The sequence below is a fragment of the Arthrobacter sp. ZGTC412 genome (assembly GCF_002929215.1).
In the GTDB taxonomy this organism is placed as follows: domain Bacteria; phylum Actinomycetota; class Actinomycetes; order Actinomycetales; family Micrococcaceae; genus Arthrobacter.
In genome coordinates, this window is the sequence record NZ_PJII01000005.1 from 15,446 (window position 1) to 40,097 (window position 24,652).

At 65.1% G+C, this 24,652-nt stretch carries 24 protein-coding genes; 18 read left to right on the plus strand and 6 right to left on the minus strand.

Features of this window, described 5'->3' with window-relative positions; all coding sequences use genetic code 11:
• Positions 1-1,449, minus strand: a complete 1,449-nt coding sequence (locus CXQ88_RS08315) for a DUF3375 domain-containing protein (RefSeq protein WP_104043704.1) — start codon at positions 1,447-1,449, stop codon at positions 1-3.
• A 228-nt stretch (positions 1,450-1,677) separates the two neighbouring features.
• Here CXQ88_RS08315 and CXQ88_RS08320 point away from each other — a divergent pair, with 228 nt between their 5' ends.
• The 3 genes from CXQ88_RS08320 to CXQ88_RS08330 all read left to right on the plus strand — a co-directional run bounded on the left by CXQ88_RS08320 (position 1,678) and on the right by CXQ88_RS08330 (position 4,980).
• Complete coding sequence (locus tag CXQ88_RS08320) at positions 1,678-1,980, plus strand: hypothetical protein (protein WP_104043705.1); 303 nt, start codon at positions 1,678-1,680, stop codon at positions 1,978-1,980.
• Between the two features lie 59 nt (positions 1,981-2,039).
• A complete protein-coding gene (locus tag CXQ88_RS08325) occupies positions 2,040-4,076 on the plus strand; it encodes an acyl-CoA dehydrogenase family protein (protein WP_104043706.1) in 2,037 nt (678 codons plus the stop codon).
• A 64-nt stretch (positions 4,077-4,140) separates the two neighbouring features.
• Positions 4,141-4,980, plus strand: coding sequence for a hypothetical protein (locus CXQ88_RS08330; protein ID WP_104043707.1), 840 nt, complete (start codon positions 4,141-4,143; stop codon positions 4,978-4,980).
• Here CXQ88_RS08330 and CXQ88_RS08335 read toward each other — a convergent pair whose 3' ends face one another.
• Complete coding sequence (locus CXQ88_RS08335) at positions 4,981-5,379, minus strand: YchJ family protein (RefSeq protein ID WP_258061768.1); 399 nt, start codon at positions 5,377-5,379, stop codon at positions 4,981-4,983.
• Positions 5,380-5,541: 162 nt separating this feature from the next.
• On the opposite strand from CXQ88_RS08335, the gene CXQ88_RS08340 reads away from it, so the two are divergent.
• From CXQ88_RS08340 to CXQ88_RS08360, 5 genes are all read left to right on the plus strand, one after another.
• Positions 5,542-6,339 (plus strand): hypothetical protein, encoded by a 798-nt coding sequence (locus CXQ88_RS08340; RefSeq protein WP_258061769.1) that lies wholly within the window; start codon positions 5,542-5,544, stop codon positions 6,337-6,339.
• A 27-nt stretch (positions 6,340-6,366) separates the two neighbouring features.
• Positions 6,367-7,371, plus strand: a complete 1,005-nt coding sequence (locus tag CXQ88_RS08345) for an aldo/keto reductase family protein (protein WP_104043709.1) — start codon at positions 6,367-6,369, stop codon at positions 7,369-7,371.
• Positions 7,372-8,235 carry an SDR family oxidoreductase gene (locus tag CXQ88_RS08350; protein WP_258061771.1) on the plus strand — a complete coding sequence of 288 codons (864 nt, stop codon included), beginning with the start codon at positions 7,372-7,374 and terminating at the stop codon, positions 8,233-8,235.
• A 147-nt stretch (positions 8,236-8,382) separates the two neighbouring features.
• The gene (locus CXQ88_RS08355; protein ID WP_104043879.1) at positions 8,383-9,483 is read left to right on the plus strand and encodes a sulfite oxidase; all 1,101 of its coding nucleotides are present in this window, start codon (positions 8,383-8,385) and stop codon (positions 9,481-9,483) included.
• A 96-nt stretch (positions 9,484-9,579) separates the two neighbouring features.
• Positions 9,580-9,960, plus strand: a complete 381-nt coding sequence (locus CXQ88_RS08360; RefSeq protein ID WP_104043710.1) for an RNA-binding S4 domain-containing protein — start codon at positions 9,580-9,582, stop codon at positions 9,958-9,960.
• A gap of 27 nt (positions 9,961-9,987) precedes the next feature.
• Here CXQ88_RS08360 and CXQ88_RS08365 read toward each other — a convergent pair whose 3' ends face one another.
• On the minus strand, positions 9,988-10,494 hold the full coding sequence (locus CXQ88_RS08365; RefSeq protein ID WP_104043880.1) for a hypothetical protein: 507 nt from the start codon (positions 10,492-10,494) through the stop codon (positions 9,988-9,990).
• A gap of 116 nt (positions 10,495-10,610) precedes the next feature.
• Between CXQ88_RS08365 and CXQ88_RS08370 the strand changes: the two genes are divergently transcribed.
• The 3 genes from CXQ88_RS08370 (at position 10,611) to CXQ88_RS08380 (ending at position 13,716) form a co-directional block, all read left to right on the plus strand.
• Positions 10,611-12,050 carry an HNH endonuclease gene (locus CXQ88_RS08370; protein WP_104043711.1) on the plus strand — a complete coding sequence of 480 codons (1,440 nt, stop codon included), beginning with the start codon at positions 10,611-10,613 and terminating at the stop codon, positions 12,048-12,050.
• A gap of 102 nt (positions 12,051-12,152) precedes the next feature.
• Positions 12,153-12,770, plus strand: coding sequence for a uracil-DNA glycosylase (locus tag CXQ88_RS08375; RefSeq protein WP_104043712.1), 618 nt, complete (start codon positions 12,153-12,155; stop codon positions 12,768-12,770).
• Between the two features lie 13 nt (positions 12,771-12,783).
• Entirely contained in the window at positions 12,784-13,716 is a 933-nt protein-coding gene (locus tag CXQ88_RS08380; protein ID WP_104043881.1) for a hypothetical protein, read from the plus strand.
• Between the two features lie 12 nt (positions 13,717-13,728).
• Here the strand turns inward: CXQ88_RS08380 and CXQ88_RS08385 are convergent, their stop codons facing one another.
• Positions 13,729-14,979, minus strand: coding sequence for a type II toxin-antitoxin system HipA family toxin (locus tag CXQ88_RS08385; protein ID WP_104043713.1), 1,251 nt, complete (start codon positions 14,977-14,979; stop codon positions 13,729-13,731).
• Complete coding sequence (locus tag CXQ88_RS08390) at positions 14,976-15,245, minus strand: type II toxin-antitoxin system Y4mF family antitoxin (RefSeq protein WP_104043714.1); 270 nt, start codon at positions 15,243-15,245, stop codon at positions 14,976-14,978. The genes CXQ88_RS08385 and CXQ88_RS08390 overlap by 4 nt, the downstream gene beginning before the upstream one ends.
• A 208-nt stretch (positions 15,246-15,453) precedes the next feature.
• Between CXQ88_RS08390 and CXQ88_RS08395 the strand changes: the two genes are divergently transcribed.
• From CXQ88_RS08395 to CXQ88_RS08410, 4 genes are read left to right on the plus strand one after another with little or no spacing between them, the layout of a single operon-like run.
• Positions 15,454-16,164, plus strand: coding sequence for a FadR/GntR family transcriptional regulator (locus CXQ88_RS08395; protein ID WP_104043715.1), 711 nt, complete (start codon positions 15,454-15,456; stop codon positions 16,162-16,164).
• Between the two features lie 37 nt (positions 16,165-16,201).
• Positions 16,202-17,272, plus strand: coding sequence for an asparaginase (locus tag CXQ88_RS08400; RefSeq protein ID WP_104043716.1), 1,071 nt, complete (start codon positions 16,202-16,204; stop codon positions 17,270-17,272).
• A 7-nt stretch (positions 17,273-17,279) separates the two neighbouring features.
• A complete protein-coding gene (locus CXQ88_RS08405) occupies positions 17,280-18,695 on the plus strand; it encodes an aspartate ammonia-lyase (protein WP_104043717.1) in 1,416 nt (471 codons plus the stop codon).
• A gap of 20 nt (positions 18,696-18,715) precedes the next feature.
• A complete protein-coding gene (locus tag CXQ88_RS08410; protein WP_104043718.1) occupies positions 18,716-20,227 on the plus strand; it encodes an amino acid permease in 1,512 nt (503 codons plus the stop codon).
• Between the two features lie 89 nt (positions 20,228-20,316).
• On the opposite strand, the gene ggt is transcribed toward CXQ88_RS08410, so the two are convergent.
• On the minus strand, positions 20,317-22,140 hold the full coding sequence (ggt, locus tag CXQ88_RS08415; RefSeq protein WP_104043719.1) for a gamma-glutamyltransferase: 1,824 nt from the start codon (positions 22,138-22,140) through the stop codon (positions 20,317-20,319).
• 209 nt (positions 22,141-22,349) lie between these two features.
• Between ggt and CXQ88_RS08420 the strand changes: the two genes are divergently transcribed.
• From CXQ88_RS08420 to CXQ88_RS08430, 3 genes are all read left to right on the plus strand, one after another.
• Entirely contained in the window at positions 22,350-22,598 is a 249-nt protein-coding gene (locus CXQ88_RS08420; RefSeq protein ID WP_104043720.1) for an SCO4226 family nickel-binding protein, read from the plus strand.
• A 93-nt stretch (positions 22,599-22,691) separates the two neighbouring features.
• Entirely contained in the window at positions 22,692-23,180 is a 489-nt protein-coding gene (locus CXQ88_RS08425; RefSeq protein ID WP_104043721.1) for a universal stress protein, read from the plus strand.
• A gap of 147 nt (positions 23,181-23,327) precedes the next feature.
• Complete coding sequence (locus CXQ88_RS08430) at positions 23,328-24,644, plus strand: ATP-binding protein (protein ID WP_104043722.1); 1,317 nt, start codon at positions 23,328-23,330, stop codon at positions 24,642-24,644.
• Positions 24,645-24,652 lie beyond the last annotated feature (8 nt).

Sequence of the window (24,652 nt, forward strand, 5' to 3'; positions counted from 1 at the left end):
TCAATCCTTTGGAAGCGTGACCAGCGGCAGGTAGGCCCTGCGCGTGGTGCCGTCTATCTGTTCGAAGTCCAGGGCGTCCACAGCCTGAGTGTTGAAGACCGCGCCTTCGTGCAGGGCGTGCGAGAGGAGCGCCCGGATGGTGTTGATGTGCTGCTCCTCCGGCGGCAGCTGCTGCCACGCCTCGGAAAGGGTGGACGCGCCTGCCATGGCGGAGCGGATGGCCTCGGGCTTGGCCTTGCCGGTCCTCGGCGAGCGCACGCGGTCCGAGTCGCTGAAGGCGATGGGGTCGGCGAGCTTTGGCGGCGCAGCGAACTCATCGGGATCGAAGAGCTTCACCATGGACAGTGACTCGAACCCTGCATTAAAGAGGACAGGTCCGCGGACCAGGCCGGGACGTTCGCGTTCGTACGGAAGGGACCGGATGGCCTGCTCGGCTTCCCTTAGGACCTGCCGGAGCCGGACGGACTGGCGGAAGTCGTCGCTTTGGACGTAGGTGTTGAGGCTTTCGCTGAGTTTGCCGTAAATGCGCTGGATCTGGCTGTGCTGCTGGCGAAGTTCTGCCACCAGGTTCTTCAGGGTTTCCCGGTCCTCCGGCGACAGGTCGTCTGCGAACTGCCGGCTTAGGACCTCGCCAATCGCCGACCGGAACCTCAGCTGCTGCTGCGGGTCCTCCAGGAACGCCGTAAAGGAGCGGAAAGTCCTGCCCTCCGGGCTCTGGCGGAGGCGCTTGTCCGCCTCCAGCACCTGCGCCATGGTGGCGCCCTTGGTCAGCGACTCCTCGATGATCTGGTTGCGCAGCCCGCCCACCAGTTCCTCGATCCGGTCGCGCATCTTTTTGTAGTCGGCGGGCAGGCTCGCGGCGAGGTCAAGGATATTTCCGGCAGCTTCAACGGCTTCGTCGTCATCCAGCAGGCCGTCGAACTCGCCGGAGCTGATGTCCTGGATCAGTTGCTGGCGCTCTTCGATCTCGTCTTCGAGGGATTCGAGGCGGGCGCTCTGGTCCGGGTTGGTTTCGTTGGCGAGCTTCTCGACGTCGCCCAGCAGTGTGCCCAGGCGCGAACCATTGAGGGTGGACCGCTCGCTGGACAGGCTGTCGAGGAATGCGAGTACGCGTGCCGCCGGTTCGGTGACCTCGTAAACGATCTGGCCCGACTGGTTCCGCCGCGTCAGGAACTGCCGGCGCGTCCATTCGTCACCAAAGGCCTTCCCACTGGCGCCGCCTCCCAGCCCGGGCTCCTGCCGGCGGAGCTCCTCAAGGAAGGAGTCGACGTCGGCGTGGAACTCCTCGAGGGGCAGCTGTGGCCGGGTGCGGGTGAAGGATGCCTGGAGCACCGCGATCACCCACGGGGCCGAGCGTGTCAGGGCCCAAGCAGGTCCTTTGGTCAGGAGTTCGAGGTCCCGGAGCCGGGCGCTGATGGCGTCAGCGGCTGACCTGGCGGAGCGGGGCACACACTCTCCTTGGACTGTTGAGGGGCTGGGCAGGGGCTCCAAACGGAAAACTGCCAACAACAAGGTTAACGCAGGCGGCCGCGACCGCTCCGTGACCTACTTCGCCGTAGTATCTCGATCCAATATCAAGAGCCCTTTAAGCCCGCTGCGGCTCTGGCTGGTCAGCGCGTCTGCCCCTACGCTCAAGCTACTGATCTCAACCAAAGCAACGCAGCAGCAGGGGGACTTATGCAGTTCGATCTAAGCGCAATGGAGACCGCCACCTTGGTATTCGCGGGCACACTGGTGTTCGCGTTTGTCCTTACCGTTTTCGTTCTCACCGCGGGACTGGTGGCGCTGGTGCTGCTGGGCACGGGGAAGCTCGGCTGGACTGTGGTTTCCAAGTCGCTCCTGGCCGTGGTCCACGGCATCAACGCCGGCTGGGACCGGCTGGTGCGCCACGCCGCCACATTCGACCCCGCTGGGGACTTTCAGGGGCAGCCCTCCCCTAGCACGGGAACCTACCCGCGGGTAATATTGAGAGACAGCTGAAGGGTTCTCCAACCCGGCGGATCCTGGCTAAGAAAGCTATCCGGCCAAGGAGATAACCCATGAGCTCCGCCACTGACAGCCCCTCGAAAACCACCACCACCACTTCCACCAGCACCGCGGCAACAGATGCACCGCCGGAGGAAACCCCGGTTCCCGCCGGAAAGATCGGCGCCGGAGTCACTGCTGATGAGGCAAGGGCGGTTGCCGAGGCCGCCCGCGAAACCGGCTGGGAGCGCCCCAGCTTTGCCAAAGGGCTCTACCTGGGCAGTTTCGACCTGAGCCTTGTCCACCCCTGGCCCGCCCCGGACCCCGCAGACGTGGAACGGGGCGAGGCCTTTATGGCCCGCCTGGCGGAATATGCCCGCACCATGGATGGTCGGGTTATCGAGCGCGAGGCCAAGGTTCCTGACGAATACCTGCGGGGCCTGGCAGGCCTCGGTGTCTTCGGCATGAAGATCCCTGAAGAGTACGGGGGCCTTGGTCTGTCGCTGGTGTATTACGGCCGGGCATTGGCTCTGCTGGGCAGCGTGCACCCCAGCCTCGGCGCCCTCCTTTCAGCACATCAGTCCATCGGCGTTCCCGAGCCGGTCAAAGTTTTTGGCACGCCCGAGCAGAAGCGGGAGTACCTTCCGCGCTGCGCCGCCGGTGCGGTCACGGCGTTCCTCCTCACGGAACCTGACGTGGGCAGCGATCCCGCCCGGATGGGCAGCACCGCAACGCCCACGGACGACGGCGAGGCTTACCTTCTGGACGGCGTCAAGCTCTGGACCACCAACGGGGTGATCGCCGAACTGGTGGTGGTGATGGCCGTGGTGCCCGCCCGCACGGACGCGGACGGCACCAGGCACAAGGGCGGCATCAGCGCCTTCGTGGTGGAGATGGACTCACCGGGCATCACAGTGGAACACCGGAACTCGTTTATGGGCCTGCGCGGCATCGAGAACGGCGTCACCCGTTTCCACCAGGTGCGCGTCCCGGCGGCCAACCGGTTGGGACGGGAGGGCCAGGGCCTGAAAATTGCGCTCACCACCCTCAACACCGGCCGGCTCTCCATCCCGGGCCTGTGTGTCGGCTCAGGCCGCTGGAGCCTTAAGATCGCCCGTGAGTGGTCCAACGCCCGGACGCAATGGGGGAGGCCGGTGGGTGAGCATGAAGCGGTGGGCAAGAAGATCGCTTTCATCGCCGCTTCCGCCTTCGCATTGGACGCAGTCTTCGAGCTCTCCGCTGAACTTGCCGACGCCGGCCAGAAGGACGTGCGGATCGAGGCTGCCCTTGCGAAGCTCTGGTCCACGGAGATCAGTTGCCGGATAGCCGACGAACTGGTGCAGATCCGCGGCGGGCGGGGTTTTGAGACGGCGGAGTCGCTGGCTGCGCGCGGAGAGCGCGCGGTCCCGGCCGAGCAGCAGCTGAGGGACCTGCGGATCAACAGGATTTTTGAGGGTTCCTCGGAGATCATGCGACTGCTCATCGCGCGGGAAGCGGTGGATGCCCACCTGGCCGCCGCGGGCGACCTTGCGTCCATGGACGCGAGCCTGTCCGACAAAGCGAGGGCCGCCGTCGGCGCTTCCGGCTTTTACGCCCGCTGGCTTCCCAAGCTGGTGGCCGGCGCGGGGATGGATCCGCGCTCGTACAGCGAGTTCGGACGGTTGGCCAAGCACCTGCGGTTCGTGGAGCGCTCATCGCGGCGCCTGGCCCGGCAAACGTTCTACGGAATGGGCCGGTGGCAGGCGAAGCTGGAACGCAAGCAGGCATTCCTGGGCCGCGTGGTGGACATCGGCGCGGAACTGTTCGCCATGACGGCCTGCTGTTCACGAGCCGAGATGCTGCTGCACACCGCTCCGGAAAAGGCCGCGGGCGCCTACGAACTAGCGGAGGCATACTGCGAGCAGGCCCGTGTGCGCGTGGACGAGTACTTTGACCAGCTGTGGCGGAACACGGACGACGGCGACCACCTCCTGACCCGGAAGGTGCTCGCCGGGAATTACACGTGGCTGGAGGCCGGCGTCCTGGACCAGTCGGAAGGCACGGGTCCGTGGATTGCGGATGCCTCCCCCGGGCCCTCCCAAAGGGAAAACCTGCACCGCAACTACCGCTGACGCCACAGATCACAAAATAGTAAGCATCCTTGCTATCTCCATAGGTGGATGGTTGAGTTGAGCCATGAGCAGCTCAACGGACCCAGAGAACCTGCCCCCACGACGCGCCCGGGAGGACGCGGACCGGAGCGGAAGCTATCGTGCCGCCGCGGCTGACGATGATGCCACGCGCACGTATGATCAGACGCCGGCAGCCGATGCCACTCCGACCTCCACCTACGAGCGCGTGCCCGACACCCGTACCGAATCACCCGGCGCCTCCGCAGAACGGGACTATGTCCCGGCAGCCTCTGCACCCGCTGTGGATCCGAACCTGACAGACCGGCAGACCGCCGTCGCCAGGGAAAAGGAACGGTTCGGCGGCATCAAGGTGGGCTCGGCATTCTTCGGCTGGCTGACCGCCACGGGCATGGCTGTGCTGCTGACCGCCCTCGTGGCAGCGGCCGGGACGGCTGTGGGCCTCGCCACCAACACGGACGTCAATGAGGCGGTGAACCAGGCAGCCTCGAACACCGGCACCGTTGGCCTGGTGGGCATCATCGTCCTGCTGGTCATCCTTCTTCTCTCCTATTACTGCGGCGGTTACGTGGCAGGCCGCATGGCGCGCTTCAACGGCGCCAAGCAGGGCCTCATGGTGTGGATCTGGGCGCTGATCGTGGCTGTCCTCGTCTCCATCCTGGGCCTTGTGGCCGGACAGCAGTTCAACGTGCTGGCCAACCTCAACAGCTTTCCGCGAATCCCTATCAATGAAGGGCAACTGACCACCACGAGCATTATCGCGGCCGTTGTGGTGGCCCTGGTGGCGCTGGCTGGTGCAGTACTCGGCGGGTTGGCAGGCATGCGGTTCCACCGCAAGGTGGACAAAGCGGGCTTCACTCCGGATGAGGATTACGACGACGAATAGTCAGGCCAGGATTTTTCCGTCCACGTAGAACCAGCGGCCGTTTTCCCGGACGAACCGGCTCACCTCGTGGTGGGTGCCGCGCTCGCTGCCATGCCGGAACCAGGCTTTGAACTCCACCGTGCCCTGAACGTCCAGCGGACCGCCGCGGTTGGTTGAGACGATGTCCAGGCGCCGCCACTGCAGGTCCGGTTCCAGGTCCAGGTTCGCGGGAGCTTCTTCCGGATGCCAGGTGCGCAGCAGATATGACCCGTCCAGGAGCACGAAAGCACTGTACCGGGAGCGCATCAGCTGCTCTGCAGTGGCTGCCTCTGCCTCGCCGGAGTGGAACCGCCCGCAGCACAGGCGGTATTGCTCGCCGGACAGGCACATGCAGTTTTCGGGTCCCGGGACTTCAGCCATGACCTGATGCTGTCATATCGGGTAACAGCTTTGAAACAACCCCGGACGCGCCCCTCCGCCAGTCGGCACAGCTCCGCAAAAATCCGTATGGTGGAGAAGGAGCTGTTGCCTTGGCAGAGGGGCGCAGGTGCGGGCGCGCGCCCGGCAGAGAGGAGAGATGACGTGGAAAATGCGGATACGCTCATCCTCAACCTGACCTTTTTGGGCACCGTGGGAGTGGCTTTCCTGATGTTCCTGGTCCTCTTTTTACTTGGCGTCATCACGCTGGTGCTCGCGGGGGTGGGCAGGCTCGCCGTCGTCGCGCTGATGGCCTTGTTCGGCCGGCGCACCAGCCGGGAGAGCATCCCCCTCGTCCGCCTGGGCGGACCGTTCAGGACTTCGCACGACGACGGCGCTCCGGTTTCGGTTGCCGGCGCCCCTGATGCAGGCCCGCCCGTTGTCAAAACCCCTAAACCCAAACGTCAGCCCCGGGATTGGCGGGGAGCGTTGAAGCCCGCGCACCTGCGTTCGGCGCTGCGCACCGCCGTCGTACATCACCCCGCCGTGACGGCCGCACGGCCCGTACCTCCCGTCCTTGCCGATGACTGGGCCTCCGCTGTTGCTGAGGCGGACGCGAGGGCAATGGCGCGGGCGCGGGCCGCTGCACCGGAAATCAAGCTTTCCGTTCGGGACTTGCCCGATCCCCGCGTGCCTGCCGACAAGGTGGTTGAGGTCGCCCCGCTCGTAGAGTCGGCGTTGGACAACCATCGCCCCGGCCGGGTGCCGAGATCGTTCAAGAAGGCGCAGGCTCCGCGTCCGCTTGCTCCACTGAACACGGGATCGCTGGTGTCTTTGTCCGGCCGGGCGCAGGTGCTGGCGCTCAAGGGCGCCGCTCCCAAAGACACTGCGACCAAGGGAACTGCTCCCAAGGGCTCTCCGTCGAAGGGCAATCCACAGAAGGGCAAACGGCCCTTACCCTGAGCAACCATCTGGGTTAGCGTGAAACCCATGGAATTCAGATACCTCGGAAACAGTGGCTTCAAAGTCTCGGAAATCACCTTCGGCAACTGGCTCACGCACGGCTCCCAGGTGGAGAACGACGTCGCCTCCCAGTGTGTGAGGGCTGCCCTCGATGCAGGCATCAGCACCTTTGACACGGCGGACGTCTATGCCAACACGGCTGCCGAAACCGTCCTCGGCGAAGCCCTGAAGGGCGAGCGCCGCGAGTCGATAGAGATTTTTACCAAGGTTTTCGGCGCCACCGGCCCCAAGGGCAAGAATGATTTGGGCCTGTCCCGCAAGCACATCATGGAATCCATCAACGGTTCGCTAGGCAGGCTGCAGACGGACTACGTGGACCTGTACCAGGCCCACCGCTACGACTTTGAAACCCCGCTCGAAGAGACGATGCAGGCGTTCGCGGACATCGTCCGGCAGGGCAAAGCCCTGTACATCGGCGTCAGCGAGTGGTCCGCCGATCAGCTCCGTGCCGGGCACGCGCTGTCCAAGGAGCTCGGTTTCCAGCTCATCTCCAACCAGCCGCAGTACTCCATGCTGTGGCGCGTCATCGAGGCCGAGGTTGTTCCGGCGTCGGAGGAACTGGGTGTGTCCCAGATCGTCTGGTCCCCCATGGCCCAGGGCGTCCTCAGCGGCAAGTACCTGCCCGGCCAGCCCGCACCGGAAGGCAGCCGGGCCACGGACCAGAAGGGCGGCGCCAAGATGATCGAGCGCTGGATGCGTGACGACGTCCTGGCCGGAGTCCAGGAACTCAAGCCTATCGCCGAGGAAGCCGGGCTCTCCATGCCGCAGCTGGCCGTGGCATGGGTGCTGCAGAATCCCAACGTGTCCTCGGCCATCATTGGTGCTTCCCGGCCGGAGCAGATCGCGGACAGCGTTGCGGCGGCAGGGGTGAAGCTGGAACCGGAGGTGCTGAAGAAGATCGACGACGCCATCGGCTCCCTCGCGGAACGTGATCCCGAGCAGACCAAGTCCCCGGCCAAACGGGAACACTAGGTGGCGGGCTCCAACCCGGAACTGCCGGATCTCGCCGTCACCGGTTCCACAGGCGGCCTGGGCGGAATGGTGGCGCGGCAGCTCGCCGCGGCTGGGTCCGCCCAGCGACTGCTGGTCCGCGACGCCGGACGTGCACCCGGACTGGAGAACGCTCCGGCAGTCGTGTGCAGCTACTCTGATTCCCCTGCTGCCCGGGCGGCCCTGGAAGGCGTCAAGGTCCTGTTCATGGTGTCGGCGGCGGAGACAGAGGACCGGCTGCAGCAGCACCGCGGTTTTGTTGACGCGGCAGCGGCCGCCGGCGTGCAGCACGTGGTGTACACGTCGTTCTACGGTGCTGCGCCGGACGCCACCTTCACGCTGGCCCGGGACCACTACGGCACCGAGCAGCACATCCGGGAGTCGGGGATGGACTACACGTTCCTCCGGAACAACTTCTACCTTGATTTCCTGCCGCTTCTGGCGGGCGAGGACGGCGTGATCCGCGGGCCTGCCGGCACTGGGGTGTTTTCCGGGGTTGCCCGGGAGGACATAGCGCGCTGCGCCGTAGCGGTGCTGCGCGATCCCGTCATCCACAAAGGCAGAACGTACAACCTGACAGGGCCGGAGGAACTCACCCTGGCGGATGCTGCCCGGATCCTTACCGAAGGTACCGGGCGCAGCATCAGCTACCACCCGGAGACGGTGGAGGAAGCATATGCATCCCGGGCCTCCTACGGGGCGCCGCCCTGGCAGGTGGACGCGTGGGTCAGCACCTACACCGCGATGGCAGCCGGAGAGATGGCAGGTATTTCACCCGACATCCATGGGCTGACCGGGCGGGATCCGCTGAGCCTGGCCGAGTTCCTGAAGCAGCCGCAGCTGTAGCGGCGGCATACCGCGGTTGGACGTTGACGGGTCTGGCGCGCGGGCGTAAACCTGAGGCAGGGGAGCGTCCAGCCCGCCGAGCAGATCCCTCGTCAGAATCGCAGCGCCATGACCCAGATCCAGCCGAACCCACCGTCCACCCGCCAAATGGCAGCGCGCGACGAGCACGCGCAGGCCCCCGCAGACCTTGCAGCAGGACCGACAACAGGGCCGCTCACCCCGGAGGAACTCCAACTGGGCGCCCGCAACCACTCCATGCCCTTGGAGGCGCTCCGCCGCGACCTCACCCCGCCCGGGCTCCACTACGTCCTCACGCACTTCGACATCCCGTTTATCGACCCCTCCCACTGGCACCTGCGGATCAACGGCGCGGTGGAGCGCGCCTTGGAGCTGAGCATGCCGGCGCTGCGGAAGGACCCCGCCATCACCGTGCCGGTCACCCTTGAGTGCGCGGGCAACGGCCGGTCCCTCCTGAAGCCCAGGCCGCTCAGCCAGCCCTGGGTCCTCGAAGGAGTGGGCACGGCCGCCTGGACGGGGGTTCCACTCGCTTATCTTTTGGGGAAGGCCGGGGTCCTGCCGAACGCCGTCGAGGTAGTCTTCACAGGAGCGGATGCCGGGATCCAGGGCGGCGCCACCCAGCGGTACGCCCGCAGCCTGCCGATCCATGAAGCGATGCGTGCCGACGTCGTACTTGCCTACAAGATGAACGGCAACGAACTGCCTCCCCAGCACGGCTACCCGCTCCGGTTGGTGGTCCCCGGGTGGTACGGCATGACGAGCGTGAAGTGGCTGGAATCGATCGAGGTGGTCACTGCCCCCTTCACCGGTTACCAGCAGGCGGTCGCGTACCGCTATCAGGATTCAGCGGACGACGCCGGAACGCCGGTTTCGCGGATCAGGGTGCGTTCGCTGATGGTCCCGCCGGGCATCCCGGACTTTTTCACCCGCAAGCGGGTGCTGCCGCACGGTCCCGTGATGCTGCAGGGCCGGGCATGGTCCGGGCACGCGGCGGTGACTGCTGTGGAAGTGGGCGTCGATGGGAAATGGCTGCCCGCGCACCTGGAAGAGTCCGCAGGAGGGTTCGCGTGGCGCAAATGGACACTGCCGTGGGTGGCTGACCCCGGCGAGCATGAGCTGGCGTGCCGCGCCACGGATGCCACCGGCGCCACCCAGCCCCTGGAGCAGAACTGGAACTACCAGGGACTGGGCAACAATGTGGTGCAGCGGATCAGTGTCCAGGTGGAATAGGCCGCTTAGTTATGGGAATGGTTGAGCAGGTTTGACTGCGCTTTCGGGACCGCGGCGTCCCGAGCCGGGGCACCGGGGCTATACTCGGTGCCAGCCATGACCAGCCTTCCTTCCTCCCCCGCCAGCGTCCGCATTGATGCGTGGCTGTGGGCAATCCGCGCCTACAAGACCCGCTCTGCGGCTACGGCCGCATGCCGCGCCGGTCATGTGCGGCTGAACGGCGGCCCGGCAAAGGCGTCCGCCACGCTGGTCACTGGCGACACGGTCACGGTCCGAATGTCCGGCTACGAGCGCATCCTCGAAGTGCGCCGGCTGATCAACAAGCGCGTTGGCGCGGAGGCCGCCTCCCACTGCTTCACGGACCACACACCGCCGCGGCCTGTTGCCCCTGCCTTGGGCCTGCCGCAGCGGGACCGCGGCGCTGGCCGGCCCACCAAGAAGGACCGCCGGGAGATGGAACGCCTCCGCGGGGCATGACCGGGGCTTGCCCGGGTGTTTTCTCGCCTAGTTTCTGGGCCGGGCGCGGACCAGGTTGGCAAAGGGCAGCTTCCCATGCTCCTCAATGAAGGCTGTGTGATACTCGGCCTCGGCCTTGTTCAGGGCTTCGGCGGGCAGTTCCTTCCAGGCGATCAGCAGCTGCCCGGCGTCCTTTAGCTGCCAGACCAGGCGGCCGTCCCAGTGCCCTGGCGGCTTGCCGTGCCCGAAGTCCAGGAACTCCTGGATCTGCCGCCGCAGGCCGCGGTTGCCCTTGCTGCCCGGTCCGGCTTTGCCCAGATAAAGGACGACGGCGGCATCCACCCATTCGGCTGCCAGCGCAGGCTCCGGCATTGATGGATCCTTTTTCTTGAAGACGCCGGCGGTGCTTTTCTTCAGGAACACCGGCTGGAACTCTTCCGGCCGCAGGACCGCGAAGACGCCCGTTCGCTGCGGTACCCGCATGACCTCAAGGTCCTTGAATGACCTGAAGCCTGCAAAGCCGTCAGCTTTCAGGCCCTTCCTGGTGAACTGCATCCCTACATTGAACAGCATGGCGTCGAAGCGTTGTCCGCTTTATCTAAGCGAAGCGGTTATCCACATAGGGCTGGAGGATCCGTGCCCTTGCCTGGCCCTGCTGGAAGACTTTGGTTATGGCAGCGGATCAGGAATTGGCAGGGGCGGTCCCGGCGGGTAACTGTGCTGTTCCTTCTGTTGCTGATGTCCTTGAATTGCTGGCTGGTGTTCCTGTCGCTGAGGACGGGCCGGGAAAAATCGACCAGATGCGGGAATTCGAGGACGTGAAGTCGGCGGTGGCCGCGAAGCAGGCACGGATCGCGGTGGCCTATCACCTTGAAGTACGGCGGGAGCAAGCCGCAGCAGGTGTGCCGGCGGATGAGATCGGCGCCGGGGTAGGTGCAGAAATCGCATTGGCGAGGCGCGAGGCCCCCTCCCGCGGTGGCCGGTTGCTGGGCACAGCCAAAGCCCTGGTCATCGAGATGCCCCACACCCTCGCAGCTTTGCAGTCCGGGCAGTTGAACGAATGGCGGGCCACCCTGGTGGTGAAGGAAACAGCCTGTTTGTCCGCCGAGGACCGGGCCGCCGTGGACGAAGAAATCGCCGCGGACGCTGGCACCCTGGCCGGCGCCGGTGACCGGGCCATCATCTCATCCGTCCGGACAGCCGCGTGCCGGTGCGACCCACAATCGGTGGTGAAGCGGGCTTCTCGTGCCGTCAATGAACGTACCGTCAGCCTGCGCCCGGCGCCGGACACCATGACGTACCTGACGGCACTGCTACCCGTCGCGCAGGGAGTTGCCGCTTTCGCCGCCCTCACCCGCCGCGCCAATACTTTGAAGTCCTCAGGCGATGAGCGTTCCAAGGGTGCGATCATGGCCGACGAACTGGTTGAACGTGTCACCGGCACCCCGGGCGGGGTCACCGGCATCGACATCCAACTCGTCATGACCGACCGCACCCTCTTCCAGGGCGACTGCGAACCCGCCAGACTCACCGGCTACGGGGTCGTCCCCGGGGAGTGGGCCAGGAAAGCCATACTCGGTGGATTCGGTTCGAGAGGTGCGGGCAGCCGAGCAGACGGTCCAGGATCCGCGGCCGCTGCGGAAAGTCCCGGGCTTAGCGTCTGGCTTCGCCGCCTGTATACAGCCCCGGCGGACGGTGAGCTGGTTGCAATGGACTCAAAAGCCCGACTCTTCCCACCGGGATTGAAACGCTTCCTTCAAGTCCGGGACGACACCTGCCGCACCGCCTACTGCGACGCGCCCATCCGCCACCACGACCACATCATCCCCTGGCACAACGACGGATCGACCACCAGCAGCAACGGCCAAGGCTTGTGCGAAGCCTGCAACCACACCAAAGAAGCACCCGGCTGGGCCTCAAGACCAGTTCCTGGCCCGCGGCATTCCGTAGAACTCCGAACGCCCACCGGACACACCTACCGTTCAACTGCTCCGCCCCTGCCCGGCACTGCCTCGACCCTTAGTGCGGAACCGTTGTCGCGCCGTCGGCGGAAAATAGGGCACCGCGCCAAGGCACTCAAACGCGCCCGCCGAGTACTAACGGCGGCATGAGAGCAGGGCGAAGCGCAATTTGCCCTGCCCACCCCTCCGCCCAAAAGCGTAGAGTGGCCTAAGACGCCTGATTCTGGACGCCTTGCTGCTGAGGGAGAAATCGTGACGATTGACTGGGACGAAAAAAAGGCCCTGCTACAGGAACCGAACATCGCGAAGGTAACCCAGCTTTGCGACGAACTGATGGAAAAGAAGCCGGGCTCCACTGTCCCCTACATCGACCCGGTCCACGACGAAGATGAATGCCGGATCGTCAGCCTGCAGGTCAGCCCGGGAAAGGGCACCGAGTCCGGCTTCGTCTCTCACTACAACGACGACGAAGCGGCCCGCCGGGCCACCCAGATTTATGAGCTTGCGGAACTCGACCCCCGATACGTGATGCCGTGGAATGCCTACCCCTGGGTCCGCGATTCGGGTTTGCCGTCGGCGCTGAGTGTGCAGGAAAAGACCGACGGTCTGCGGCCCTTCCGCCAGTTCCTCAAGATCAACTCCCGGGTTTCCGCGATCATTGCCCACGGCACGGATGCCTCAACCTTCCTCACCCTGTTCGAGAAGACCTACCACTCGTCACTGAAGAACAGCGGCATCAAGGTATACAAGGCCACAGCCCTTGGCGGCCGCGCGTTCGCCGTCTCGGACGCTAAACAGGAAGAGCTTTTGGCCAAGAGCGTGGACATCTACAAGGATGCGATGCAACGGGCAGGCATCCAGCACCTCTGAGTTGGTAACGCCGATGGCCGTGCTTGACTGGCTGCTCGACTCCGATCCCGCCATCCGCTGGCAGGTCCTGCGCGGCCTCACCGACGCTTCGCCTGAAGAGATTCAGGCCGAGCGGGAGCGGGTTGCGCACCACGGCTGGGGTGCCAGACTCCTCGCCCTCCAGGGCACGGACGGACAATGGGCCGGGGCCACTTATTGGCCATCGGACGACGATGATCCTGACAACCAGCCTTGGACGGCCACCACCTACAGCTTGCTGCTCCTGCGCGACTTTGGCCTGTACCCCGCCAGCCGGGAAGCCCGGCAAGCGATCGAGATGGTCCGTGACAACAGCCGCTGGGAGGAAGGTAACCAGCCGTTCTTCGAAGGCGAAGTGGAACCATGCATCAATGGGATGACCGCGGCCCTGGGTGCTTACTTCGGTGAGAACGTGGACCGGGTGGTGGAGCGGCTGACCCGAGAACAGCTGGCTGACGGTGGCTGGAACTGTGAGGCCGAGAGAGGTTCCACCCGATCTTCCTTTCACACCACCATCTGCGTTTTGGAGGGGCTTATCGAGCACGAGCATGCCACCGGGGGGACACAGGAATCCCGGGAGGCGAGGCTCCGCGGAGAGGAGTATCTCCTGGAGCGCAGGTTGCTACGCCACCAATCTACCGGTGAGCTGATCAGCAGGAACTGGCTGCAGTTCTCCTATCCCACCCGCTGGTACTACGACGTCCTTCGTGGGCTCGACTACTTCCGCGCCGCCGGGGGAACACCTGATGAACGCCTCGAAGAGGCAGTGCAGGTTGTGCGGTCAAAGGAGCAGCCCGACGGCAGGTGGCTGTTGGAGAACACTCATGCCGGCAAGGTGCACTTCCCGCTGGAGGACGGCGACGGACAACCAAGCCGCTGGAACACACTCCGCGCACTGCGCGTATTGCGGTGGTACGAAGGCACATAACTTTTGCCCTGCTTAGCCTTCCATCAGCCTCCGGCGGTGCTTCAACTCCTTGACCCACGCTCTGGTGACCATGTCAGGAAACGGTGAGCCGCCGTCGTCGTTACCCTTTTGCTTTGCCCCGCGCAGCACACTGAAGGCGGCCCCGGACTCCAAATCCGCGATTAAAGGGCCCGACGCCTTTAGCCCAATGTCCACAATCTGGGCTGCCGCCCGGTCGCTAAGTCCCAGCTCCGTGGCCCAGCCCAGGAAGTGGCGGCGCGAGATCCCGGTCCGCTTGCTGTTCAGGGTCAAGGCTAGAGTTTTATCCCCGTAGACCACTGTTGAGGGGATGTCGTACACCGGGGCGATGACCCACTCCCCGTGGGGCTGCTGGACCATCGATACGTTCTTGGCGTGAAGGTCGCCATTGCCGGTCAACCATGCGTACGCCGCTTGTATAGCCAGGTTTCGAAGGGCGGGAAGCGGCGCCGAACAGTAGTCTGCGAGCGCATGGCAGACCTGGCCGTACCCAACGTTGTACTTGTCCGCCGGGTAGAGCTTCAGCACCTGGGCCCCGTCTTCCACGGCCAGACGCCGCACGCCGTCGGGCCCAGCCTCCGCGACGGCGACACGGTCGAAGCGCTCCACCAGCAGCCCAGGCCTGCCCGCGATATCGCGGATCAGCTGGACGGGGCTCAGGGGAATCCGAAGCTTAGCGGCGTACCGGAACATTACGAACTCGTTTTCCACCACATGCAGAAACTCCGGCGCGTTGAGTTTCAGGATGAATTGGCGTCCGGTGCTGGCCACCGGCACCGAAATCATCCCGGCGGAAAGCTTGTCCTGAACACCGGCCAGGGCTACGGGATCAATAAGGTCCGGGTCGCCGAGCAACTGGTCGAAATCCAGAGGCTGGTGGGGATCCAGGCGGACTGCGTGGTCATCCGGGTTTAAGGGCTCCCCGTGACCAACAATCTGGACGTCTCCCACAGGATTTCCACCTGCTGCGATGAGCAGCGACAGGTCGTCATCAGCACTGGTCTTGATCGAACGGCGCAGGGCGTTCAGCCGGCGGCCCTCCGGCAGCAGTCCGGTGAAATAAGGCGGTGCGGCGCCCGCGCCGGATAGCACAGGTTCGGTGGTGAGCGGCAAGGAAGTGGCGACGGCGTGCCCACCGGCGGCCAGGTAGCTCGCCAAATAGCTGAACCTGGTGCCGCCGTCGTGCCGTTCAAGCCGTGCGGCGAGCACACCTGCCTTGTAGATGTCGGCAATCCGGTGCCTCATGGCTGGCTTTCCTGCACGGCTGCTTTCGCCGTCCTGACCTGAGCGGCTGCGGTTCGAATCAGCGTCGTCAGCTGGAGTTCCAAACCGAGCGTATCCAGCAGCGCGAGGAGTGAGTCCAGCTGGACACTTGGTTTCCCTTGTTCAACGAACCGTACGAATCGCTCCGACACCCCGGCCAGCTGGGCGAGATCGTGCTGCGTCAGGTGGAGGGCGGCTCGCCGGGCACGGACTTCTGCCGCGAGGTAGGCAGAAAACGATGCTTTCAATGCGAACCTCCTTCGGCACGAGCGTTCCGATTAAGTCTCCTTTGAAACTCTATTGCGCCGACACCAGCACTGTACAGGGCCGCTCCGGCACGATCGTTCCGGAGCGCCCACACGTCCAGTGGCGCTTCTAGCGGGCTACCGCCGCAGGAAGGAGTAAGACCGAGCGCCCCACATTGACAGCTGTTGTGACCCCTGCCATATTTAAGGTGTGAACCTGTCAGACAGCCGGACAGCAGGACAGCCTGCAGCCCTTCCGCTTGCACGGCTTAGTGCTGCCGAAGCGGTGTTCAACGCAGTCCGCCAGGACATCGAGTCCGAACGGCTGGTAGTCGGGAGCAAGCTCAGCTCGGAGGCAACCCTTTCCCAGCAGTACGGGGTCAGCCGGTCAGTCATCCGGGAAGCGCTCCGCTCCTGCACCGCCCTTGGTCTTACGGTAACCAAAACGGGTAAGGGGACGTTCGTCGTCGCCAACAAAGTGGCCAACGACCTCACCCTCGGCCAGTACTCAGCGCGGGACCTTACCGAAGCCCGCCCGCACATTGAGGTTCCGGCGGCGGGGCTGGCCGCAGAACGCCGCAGCGACGAAGAGCTGGAAACACTCCGCCACATCGTTGCCGCGATGACCACCGAAACCGATCCCGAGTCCTGGGTGGCCCTGGACTCGAGCTTCCATGCCGCCATCGCCCGCGCCAGCGGCAACAAGGTGTTTGCCAGCGTAGTGGCTGACATCCGCGGCGCCCTGGCCCACCAGTCCGAAACCCTGAACATGGTGGCGGACCGGCAGCACGCCTCAGACCTGGAACACCAGGAGATCCTGGCGGCCATCGAGGCAGGCGCGGCGGACGCCGCAAGCAAAGCCATGGCCCACCACCTGCACGCCGTCGGCGTTGCCCTCGACTCCATCCTGAACAACAACTGACGTCCGCAACAGAACTGCCATCACCCACAAGGACCCCATGCCATCCCCTGCGCTCTCCGCTGCCCACACTGCTGCAATGCTTCCGCAGCACGCACCCCTGGTCACCGCCGTCCGCGACGGCCTCATCGAAAGCGTTCACTACGGATCAGCCATCGCCATTGCAGCGGACGGCTCAACAGTGGCGTCCGCGGGTGAGCCCCTGGCGCCCTTCTATCCCCGGTCCTCCCTCAAGCCGTTCCAAGCAGTCGCCATGGTCCGGGCCGGCCTCGAGCTGCCGGCGGATCTCCTTGCCCTGGTAGCGGCAAGCCACTCCGGCGCAGCCAAGCACCGCGAAGGAGCGCTGCGGATCCTCGACCTGCACGGGCTCAGCGTCACTGACTTCGAAAACAGCACCGACCTTCCCTATGGCATCCGCGAGCGCGAGGAATGGCTGCGCCACGGCGGCGCGGCCACCCAGCTCACCCAGAACTGCTCCGGCAAGCACGCAGCCATGGCCGCCACCTGCGTGATCAACGGCTGGCCGGTCCGCGGCTACCTGGATCCCTCCCACCCGCTGCAGCAGCTCGTCGCCACAACCGTCAGGGACCTGACTGGCGAGGAACCGTTCACCGTCAGCATCGACGGCTGCGGCACTCCCCTGTTTGCCCTCACCCTGCGGGGCATGGCCCGTGCCTTCGGCCGTATCGCGGGTGCCGCCTCGGACTCCGCCGCCACCAACGACGACGGCGGGCTGGCTCCCCAAAGTGCGGAAGCCGCCGTCGGGCTTGCCATGCAGCAGCACCCGGACATGGTGGCCGGAGAAAGCCGCGACGTCACCGGGCTGATGCGCCTGCTCCCGGGCTCAGTGGCCAAGGACGGCTTTGAAGGCGTCCAGCTGGTGGGTTTGGCCGACGGCAGTGCCGTGGCCGTGAAAATTTCCGACGGCGGTGACCGCGCCCGGATGCCCGCCACCGTCAAGCTGCTTAGGGCTTTGGGTGTGGACACGGCTCCGCTCTCCGGCATCGCCACTGCCCCGGTGCTGGGCGGCGGCCACCAGGTGGGCCTGCTGCAAGCCACCGACTTCCTGTTCCAACATTCCCCATCTGTACCCGCCAGCGAAGCCCTGTAAGGACCCCATGACCACCATTGACACCACCGCGCCCGTCCGGTCCGAACATGACCTGCTCGGTGATCGCGACGTCCCGGCCGACGCCTATTGGGGCGTGCACACCCTCCGGGCCGTGGAGAACTTCCCCATCACCGGCCAGAAGCTGTCCTCCAACATGCACTTGGTCCGCGGCCTGGCAGCAGTGAAACTTGCCGCCGCCCGCACCAACCGGGAACTCGGGCTGCTGGACGCCGAACGCTCGGACGCCATCGAGCAGGCCTGCCAGGACATCCTGGACGGCCGGCTTGCCGACCAGTTCGTAGTGGACGTCATCCAGGGCGGCGCCGGAACGTCGTCGAACATGAACGCCAACGAGGTCATCGCAAACCGTGCGCTGGAAATCCTCGGCCACCCCAAGGGCGATTACACCCGCCTGCACCCCAACGACCACGTGAACCTGTCCCAGTCCACCAACGACGTGTACCCCACGGCCGTGAAGCTGGGCACCATCTTCGCCGCCCGGGAACTGCTGGACGCCCTGGCCGAACTCGAGGAAGCCTGCGCGGCAAAGGCGCTGGAGTTCCGCACCGTGGTCAAGATGGGCCGCACCCAACTGCAGGACGCCGTGCCCATGACCCTGGGCCAGGAATTCGGCACCTACGCCATCACCATCGGCGAGGACCGACTCCGCCTTGCCGAAGCCGACCTGCTGATCCACGAAATCAACCTCGGCGCCACCGCCATCGGCACCGGGCTGAACGCCCCGACGGGCTACGCCGAAGCAGCCTGCCGGCACCTCGCCGAGGTCACTGGCCTGCCGCTGGTCACCGCCCCGGACCTGATCGAAGCAACGCAGGACGTGGGCGCCTTCGTTCACCTCTCCGGAGTGCTGAAGCGGGTGGCCGTGAAGCTCTCCAAAATCTGCAACGACCTCCGCCTGCTCTCCTCCGGCCCCCGCGCCGGCTTCGGCGAGATCAACCTGCCGGCCGTCCAGTCCGGCTCGTCCATCATGCCCGGCAAGATCAACCCGGTAATCCCGGAAGTAGTCTCCCAGGTGGCTTACGAAGTGATCGGCAACGACGTCACCATCACCATGGCCGCCGAAGCCGGGCAACTCCAGCTCAACGCCTTCGAGCCCGTCATTGTCCACAGCCTCCACAAGAGCATCTCCCACCTGGAAGCGGCCTGCCGCACCCTCACGGCGCGCTGCATCCGCGGCATCACCGCCAACACTGACCACCTCCGCCGCACGGTAGAACAATCAATCGGCCTGGTCACGGCCCTGAATCCCCACCTGGGCTACGCCACCGCCACCGCCATCGCGCAGGAAGCACTCGCCACCGGCAAGGGTGTGGCCGAACTAGTCCTCGAACACGGCCTCCTGACGAGCACCCAACTCCAGGAACTCCTCAGCCCCGAACGCCTAGCCAACCTCAGCAAGTAAATCCCCCAAAGGACTCCCCCATGACAAACTCCCCCATCACGGACCACACGGTCCCGCCCCAGGCGCACGCCTCCGAGGCTGCCCTGCACGCCGAGGACAAGGGCTACCACAAGAACCTCAAGCCGCGGCAGATCCAGATGATTGCCATCGGCGGCGCGATCGGCACCGGCCTGTTCCTCGGTGCCGGCGGCCGCCTCAACGCCGCGGGCCCCTCCCTGGTCATCGCCTACGCCGTGTGCGGCTTCTTCGCGTTCCTGATCCTCCGCGCCCTGGGCGAACTGGTGCTGCACCGCCCGTCGTCCGGCTCGTTCGTTTCCTACGCCCGCGAATTCTTCGGCGAAAAGGCTGCGTTTGTTTCCGGCTGGTTCTACTGGATCAACTGGGCCACCACCACCATCGTGGACATCACCGCCGCCGCGCTCTACATGAACTTCTTCGGCAACTACATCCCCTGGATGGCAGCCGTCCCGCAGTGGGCGTGGGCCCTGATCGCCCTCGTCGTGGTCCTGGCACTGAACCTGGTCTCGGTCAAAGTCTTCGGCGAAATGGAATTCTGGTTCGCCCTGATCAAGGTCGCCGCCCTGGTGGTCTTCCTTGTCGTCGGCACCTACTTCGTCATCTTCGGCACCCCGGTGGACGGCCAGCAGGTGGGCTTCAGCCTCATCTCGGACAACGGCGGCATCTTCCCCAACGGCCTGCTCCCCATGATCATCCTTATGCAGGGCGTGCTGTTTGCGTACGCGTCCATTGAGCTCGTGGGCACCGCGGCCGGCGAAACCGAAAATCCGGAAAAGATCATGCCCAAGGCCATCAACTCCGTGGTCTTCCGGATCGCAGTGTTCTACGTCGGCTCCGTCATCCTGCTGGCCCTGCTCCTGCCCTACACGTCCTACGAAAAGGGCGTCAGCCCGTTCGTGACGTTCTTCGGCTCCATCGGCATCCAGGGCGTGGACGTCATCATGAACCTCGTGGTCCTCACCGCCGCGCTGTCCTCCCTGAACGCCGGCCTGTACTCCACCGGCCGCATCCTGCGCTCCATGTCCGTCAACGGCTCCGCCCCGAAGTTCGCTGGCCGGATGAACAAGGCCGGGGTCCCCTACGGCGGCATTGCCATCACGGCCGGTGTCTCTTTGCTGGGCGTCCCGCTGAACTACCTCGTGCCCGCCGACGCCTTCGAAATCGTCCTCAACGTCGCCTCCGTAGGCATCATCATGACCTGGGCAACCATCGTGCTGTGCCAGATCCAGCTGCACCGCTGGGCCGACAAGGGCTGGCTCAAGCGCCCCTCGTTCCGGATGTTCGGCGCCCCGTACACCGGTTACCTCTCGTTGCTCTTCCTCGTCGGCGTGCTGGTGATGGTGTTCATCGAATCCCCGCTCACGATGCTTGTCACCGCCATCGCCTCGGTCCTGATGGTCTTCGGCTGGTACGCCTGCCGCAAACGCATTCGTGAGATCGCTGAGATCCGCGAAGGCTTCACCGGAATTTCCCCTGTAGTCGCCAACCCGCCGGCGGACACCTTCAAGCAGTAACGCCACTTCACAGCCCACGACGGCGGCACCCGGGTTCCAGAGCTACAGAACCGGGGTGCCGCCGTCGTTGTTATCTGATTAGTTGCGGGCTATGGCGAGGGCTTGACCACCAGGGCCGACCCGCCGCCACGCCTTGCTGGTTCGGCCGCCGCCACTGCCCTTCCGTCAGGGAGGAACTCGATGGCTGTGGCTGCGCCAAGTTCAGCAACGGAGCTGAAAGCCGGGTGTCCGTACTCCCTGAGCTGCCTCTCGTAGGCCGCGATGAACGCCGGCTCGGCCTGCGGGGTTGCCGAATTGCGCTGCGAGGCGCGCGGCGCGGCAAGTGCGTCCGAGATATCCATGCCGAGGTCGATCCGGTTGATGAGTGTCTGCAGCACAGTGGTGATGATGGTTGCGCCGCCTGGAGAACCGAGCGCCACAAACGGTTCGCCGTCCTTCAGCACGATCGTGGGCGACATGGACGAACGGGGACGCTTGCCCGGCTCGATGCGGTTCGGGTCGGTTTCGCTGTACACCGGCGAGAAGTCCGTCAGCTCGTTGTTCAGGATAAAGCCGCGGCCTGGAACCACAATGCCGGACCCGCCGGTCTGCTCGATGGTGAGGGTGTACTCCACCACGTTGCCCCACTTGTCTGAAACGGTGAGGTTGGTGGTGTTGATGTTCTCGGTGTCCGAATTGCCGGAAAGCGCTGCCGGTTCAACTGGGCACGCGCCGTCATAAGCGTTGACGTCACCCGCGGCCACCGGTTTCGGGGCCGCCTTGGCCGGATCAATCTCGCAGGCCCGTTCCTTGCCAAAGACCGGGTCCAGCAGCTCCTCGGTGGGAACGTCAACGAATGCCGGGTCACCCACGTACTTGCCGCGGTCCGCGAACGCCAGTGCGCTTGCCTCAAGGTAGTGGTGCAGGACCTTTGGCTTGTCATTCGCAAGAGCGGGGAGATCAAACACTTCAAGAATGTTCAGTGCCTCGCCAACGGTGGTGCCGCCGCTGCTGGAGGGCGCCATGCCGTAGACGTCGTAGCCGCGGTAGTTCACGTGGGTGGGATCCTGGTCCAAAGCCTTGTACGCATCAAGGTCCTCGGTTGTCATGACTCCTGCCGGCCCGGGCAGCGTGTTGGGATCCGGGTTAGTGGGCGCGTTCCGGACTGTCGTGACGATCTCGTCGGCGATCGGACCCTCGTAAAACTCATCGACGCCCTTTTCGGCCAGCAGCCGGTACGTCCCCGCCAGGTCCGGGTTCTTCAGGACGGAACCGACCACTGGAAGCTGGCCTCCCGGGAGGAACAGCTCCGTGGTTGCGGCGAATGGCCTGAACCGTTCATCATTCTCATCAGTCTGCTGGCGGAACGTTTCGTCCACCACAAACCCATCGGTTGCCACTTCAATGGCAGGCCTCAGGACTTCGCCAAGACTGAGGCTTCCCCACCGGTCCAGTGCGCGCTCCCACGTGGCCGGCGTACCGGGAACACCCACGGACATGCCGCTGGTTGCCTGCTTGATGAAGGGATAGGCCTCGGTGGTGCCGGGCTTTACAAAAGCATCCCGGGGCATCGCCGCCGGGGCAGTCTCGCGGCCGTCAATGGTGCTGACTTCACCCTTCCGGGCGTCGTAGAACACAAAGTAGCCGCCGCCTCCGACACCGGCACTATAGGGCTCCGTCACGCCCAGGGTTGCCGCCGCAGCAACGGCGGCATCAACGGCATTGCCACCCTTGCGGAGAACTTCTATGGCCGCCGCGGAGGCGTCCAGGTCCACGGTGCTCACGGCGCCGCCGTAGCCCGTGGCGGTAGGGGTCTTTTTAGTCTCATCGGCCTGCCCGGAATGGGCAGAAGCGGGGCTCACTAAGGCTCCTGTGGTTACACTCATTGCCAGCGCCGCCGTCATGGCTGCAAGCCGGCGTCCCATATGTGGCATGGTCGCTCCTGAGTTGTGCAATGTGAGGTAGATCACACGCTACTCCTAGGACAGGGGACACTCAACGGCCGGGCCTACCCCCTGTTACCTGCCTTCGAAACGGGAGTGCCGCCGTCGTGCCCGTCCTCTTGACGGGCGCAAGGCACAGGTCTATCCTCAGCCCCATCCCGCCGTTTTGACGGCGAACCCAGTTAAGGAGCATCAATTTCATGCCGGAATTTATGGATGTTCACCGCAACATGAACGGAATCACCAAGGAGGCCCTTCAAGCGGCCCATGACGCGGATGTCGCGATTCAAAGCGACGAAAGCGTTGAATTCAAATCTGCCTGGGCCGATCCCGAGTCCGGTCTGGTCTATTGCCTGTCGGAAGCCCCCTCAGCAGACGCTGTACGGCGTATCCATGAGCGTGCGGGTCACCCCGCAGACGAGGTCCACCCCGTTCCCATCAAGGTCTGATCAGGCAGCAGCCCGACGGCGGCACACCCGTTCCGTGAACCCGGGGCCCGAAGTGCCGCCGTCGTTGGTTTCCATCTTTGAAGGAGAACCTTGATGGACAACCCGGAATCAAAAGTTGTTGTAGGTGTGGACGGCTCCGATTCCTCGGTGCAGGCCCTGCGTTTGGCAGCCCGGCTGGCGCCCGCACTCAACGCGCGCATCCACGCTGTAGCTTGCTGGGATTTTCCGCAGATCTACGCTGGCTACGTCCCGCCCGACTTTGACGCCTTCGAAGCAGCGGCAGCGCATACTTTGGCCGAGGCACTCGGCAAAGCGTTCGGGCCCGATGCCCCCGTGGATATTAGCCAGGAGACAGTCCGCGGCCCGGCGCCCGCCAAACTGGTCGAAGCCGGCGCGGACGCCGCAATGCTGGTGGTAGGCCGCCGGGGGCACGGGGGCTTCATTGGCATGCACCTTGGGTCTGTAAGCGCAGCATGCGTTTCGCACGCTGCGTGCCCGGTCCTGGTGGTGCATGTCGACGGCGGCCACCGCCCGCACCATCTCTGGAGACGCTCCAAGGGAAAGGACGCCGCGAAGCTGTAGTCCCGACCTCCCGGGCGTAACGCAATGCTCCCGCAACTCCCGGCTGGGAGCCGATCCCCTATGCTCAGCAGAGCGCCCTTCGGCGCCGGCGCCCGTAGGGGTGCTGTTCAGTGAGCAGTTCAACGACGAACCACACCGGGAGACGGTATGACCAACTGGCGGATCAGGGACTTCCACTCAGCGGACCTGGACGGGATCCTGCACCTTTGGGAGACGCTCAAGTCGCACAACGTCGAACCCGTGTACGCGCTGTCCGAGGTCCTCGCGTCCTGCGAAAAGGACCACGCCGTGGTGGCGGTGCAGGGCGATAAGGTGGTGGGTGCCGCCGTCGGACGTGCCGCGCACGACCAGGGCTGGATCGTCTTCCTGGCCACGCTGCCCGAATACCGTGGCCGCGGCATCGGCACCTCGCTGCTGGCCGCCGTCGAAAACCGCATGGCCCCACACGGCCTGAACAAGCTCTCGGCTCTGATGCCCGAGTCCGAAACCCGGGTGGAGGCCTTCCTGGGCCGGGGCTTCGCACTGAAGAAGAACCTCAGGTACTTCGAGCGAACCATTCCCGTCCAGCGGCAGGAGCTCGGCGCGCTGGGACAGCTCGGCGGCCGTGTCCTGGCCCGGGACCTGTGGGAAAACGTGGCCGGCATGCGCAAAGAGAAGGAACTGCTGGAGCGCCGCCTCGTCCTGCCCCTGGCCGAGGCCGACCTCGCCGACGAATTCGGCGTCGTCCCGCCGCGCGCCGTCGTACTCTTCGGCCCGCCCGGCACCGGCAAAACCACCTTCGCCAAAGCCATCGCCTCCCGCCTGGAATGGCCCTTCGTCGAAGTGTTCCCGTCGAGGCTCGCCGCCGATCCACAAGGCCTGGCCGGCGCGCTGCGCGAGACGTTCCTCGAGATCGCGGAGCTGGAGCACGCCGTCGTGTTCATCGACGAGGTGGAGGAAATCGCGTCCCAGCGTTCGGGAGAGCCGCCGTCGCCGCTGCAGGGCGTCACCAACGAGCTGCTCAAGATCATCCCCGCGTTCCGTGAACAGCCCGGCCGCCTGCTGGTCTGCGCCACCAACTTCATCCGCGCCCTGGACACCGCCTTCCTGCGCCACGGCCGCTTCGACTACGTCATCCCCATTGGGCTCCCCGACCGGCAGGCCCGCGAAGCTATGTGGCAGCGCTTCATCCCCGCGCCGGTGGTGGACGCCGTGGACGTGGAACTGCTCGTGGAACGCACCGAAGGCTTCTCGCCGGCGGACATCGAGTACGCCGCACGCAGCGCGTCGCAGCGTGCGCTGGAGAAGGCAGTGTACGACGACGGCGGGCTCGCTTCCGGCGGCACGCTTTCCGTTCGCGAGGCGGTGCGGAAGGGCCCCTCAACCCAGGATTATCTGGACGCCATCGGTGATACCCGGACCACCGTCAGCGCCGAAGTGCACCAGGACTTCCTGGAAGACATCGATGCCCTGGGCCGCGTGTAGTTTTGACT

What these genes read in the sequence shown, in the direction of transcription:
- CXQ88_RS08380 (WP_104043881.1), top strand. Translation starts at nt 12,784, where the DNA reads ATGGCCGTGCTTGACTGGCTGCTCGACTCCGATCCCGCCATCCGCTGG.
- CXQ88_RS08360 (WP_104043710.1), top strand. Translation starts at nt 9,580, where the DNA reads ATGACCAGCCTTCCTTCCTCCCCCGCCAGCGTCCGCATTGATGCGTGG.
- CXQ88_RS08400 (WP_104043716.1), top strand. Translation starts at nt 16,202, where the DNA reads ATGCCATCCCCTGCGCTCTCCGCTGCCCACACTGCTGCAATGCTTCCG.
- CXQ88_RS08345 (WP_104043709.1), top strand. Translation starts at nt 6,367, where the DNA reads ATGGAATTCAGATACCTCGGAAACAGTGGCTTCAAAGTCTCGGAAATC.
- CXQ88_RS08405 (WP_104043717.1), top strand. Translation starts at nt 17,280, where the DNA reads ATGACCACCATTGACACCACCGCGCCCGTCCGGTCCGAACATGACCTG.
- CXQ88_RS08365 (WP_104043880.1), bottom strand. Translation starts at nt 10,494, where the DNA reads ATGCAGTTCACCAGGAAGGGCCTGAAAGCTGACGGCTTTGCAGGCTTC.
- CXQ88_RS08410 (WP_104043718.1), top strand. Translation starts at nt 18,716, where the DNA reads ATGACAAACTCCCCCATCACGGACCACACGGTCCCGCCCCAGGCGCAC.
- CXQ88_RS08325 (WP_104043706.1), top strand. Translation starts at nt 2,040, where the DNA reads ATGAGCTCCGCCACTGACAGCCCCTCGAAAACCACCACCACCACTTCC.
- CXQ88_RS08335 (WP_258061768.1), bottom strand. Translation starts at nt 5,379, where the DNA reads ATGGCTGAAGTCCCGGGACCCGAAAACTGCATGTGCCTGTCCGGCGAG.
- CXQ88_RS08320 (WP_104043705.1), top strand. Translation starts at nt 1,678, where the DNA reads ATGCAGTTCGATCTAAGCGCAATGGAGACCGCCACCTTGGTATTCGCG.
- ggt (WP_104043719.1), bottom strand. Translation starts at nt 22,140, where the DNA reads ATGCCACATATGGGACGCCGGCTTGCAGCCATGACGGCGGCGCTGGCA.
- CXQ88_RS08420 (WP_104043720.1), top strand. Translation starts at nt 22,350, where the DNA reads ATGCCGGAATTTATGGATGTTCACCGCAACATGAACGGAATCACCAAG.
- CXQ88_RS08355 (WP_104043879.1), top strand. Translation starts at nt 8,383, where the DNA reads ATGGCAGCGCGCGACGAGCACGCGCAGGCCCCCGCAGACCTTGCAGCA.
- CXQ88_RS08425 (WP_104043721.1), top strand. Translation starts at nt 22,692, where the DNA reads ATGGACAACCCGGAATCAAAAGTTGTTGTAGGTGTGGACGGCTCCGAT.
- CXQ88_RS08385 (WP_104043713.1), bottom strand. Translation starts at nt 14,979, where the DNA reads ATGAGGCACCGGATTGCCGACATCTACAAGGCAGGTGTGCTCGCCGCA.
- CXQ88_RS08430 (WP_104043722.1), top strand. Translation starts at nt 23,328, where the DNA reads ATGACCAACTGGCGGATCAGGGACTTCCACTCAGCGGACCTGGACGGG.
- CXQ88_RS08330 (WP_104043707.1), top strand. Translation starts at nt 4,141, where the DNA reads ATGAGCAGCTCAACGGACCCAGAGAACCTGCCCCCACGACGCGCCCGG.
- CXQ88_RS08370 (WP_104043711.1), top strand. Translation starts at nt 10,611, where the DNA reads ATGGCAGCGGATCAGGAATTGGCAGGGGCGGTCCCGGCGGGTAACTGT.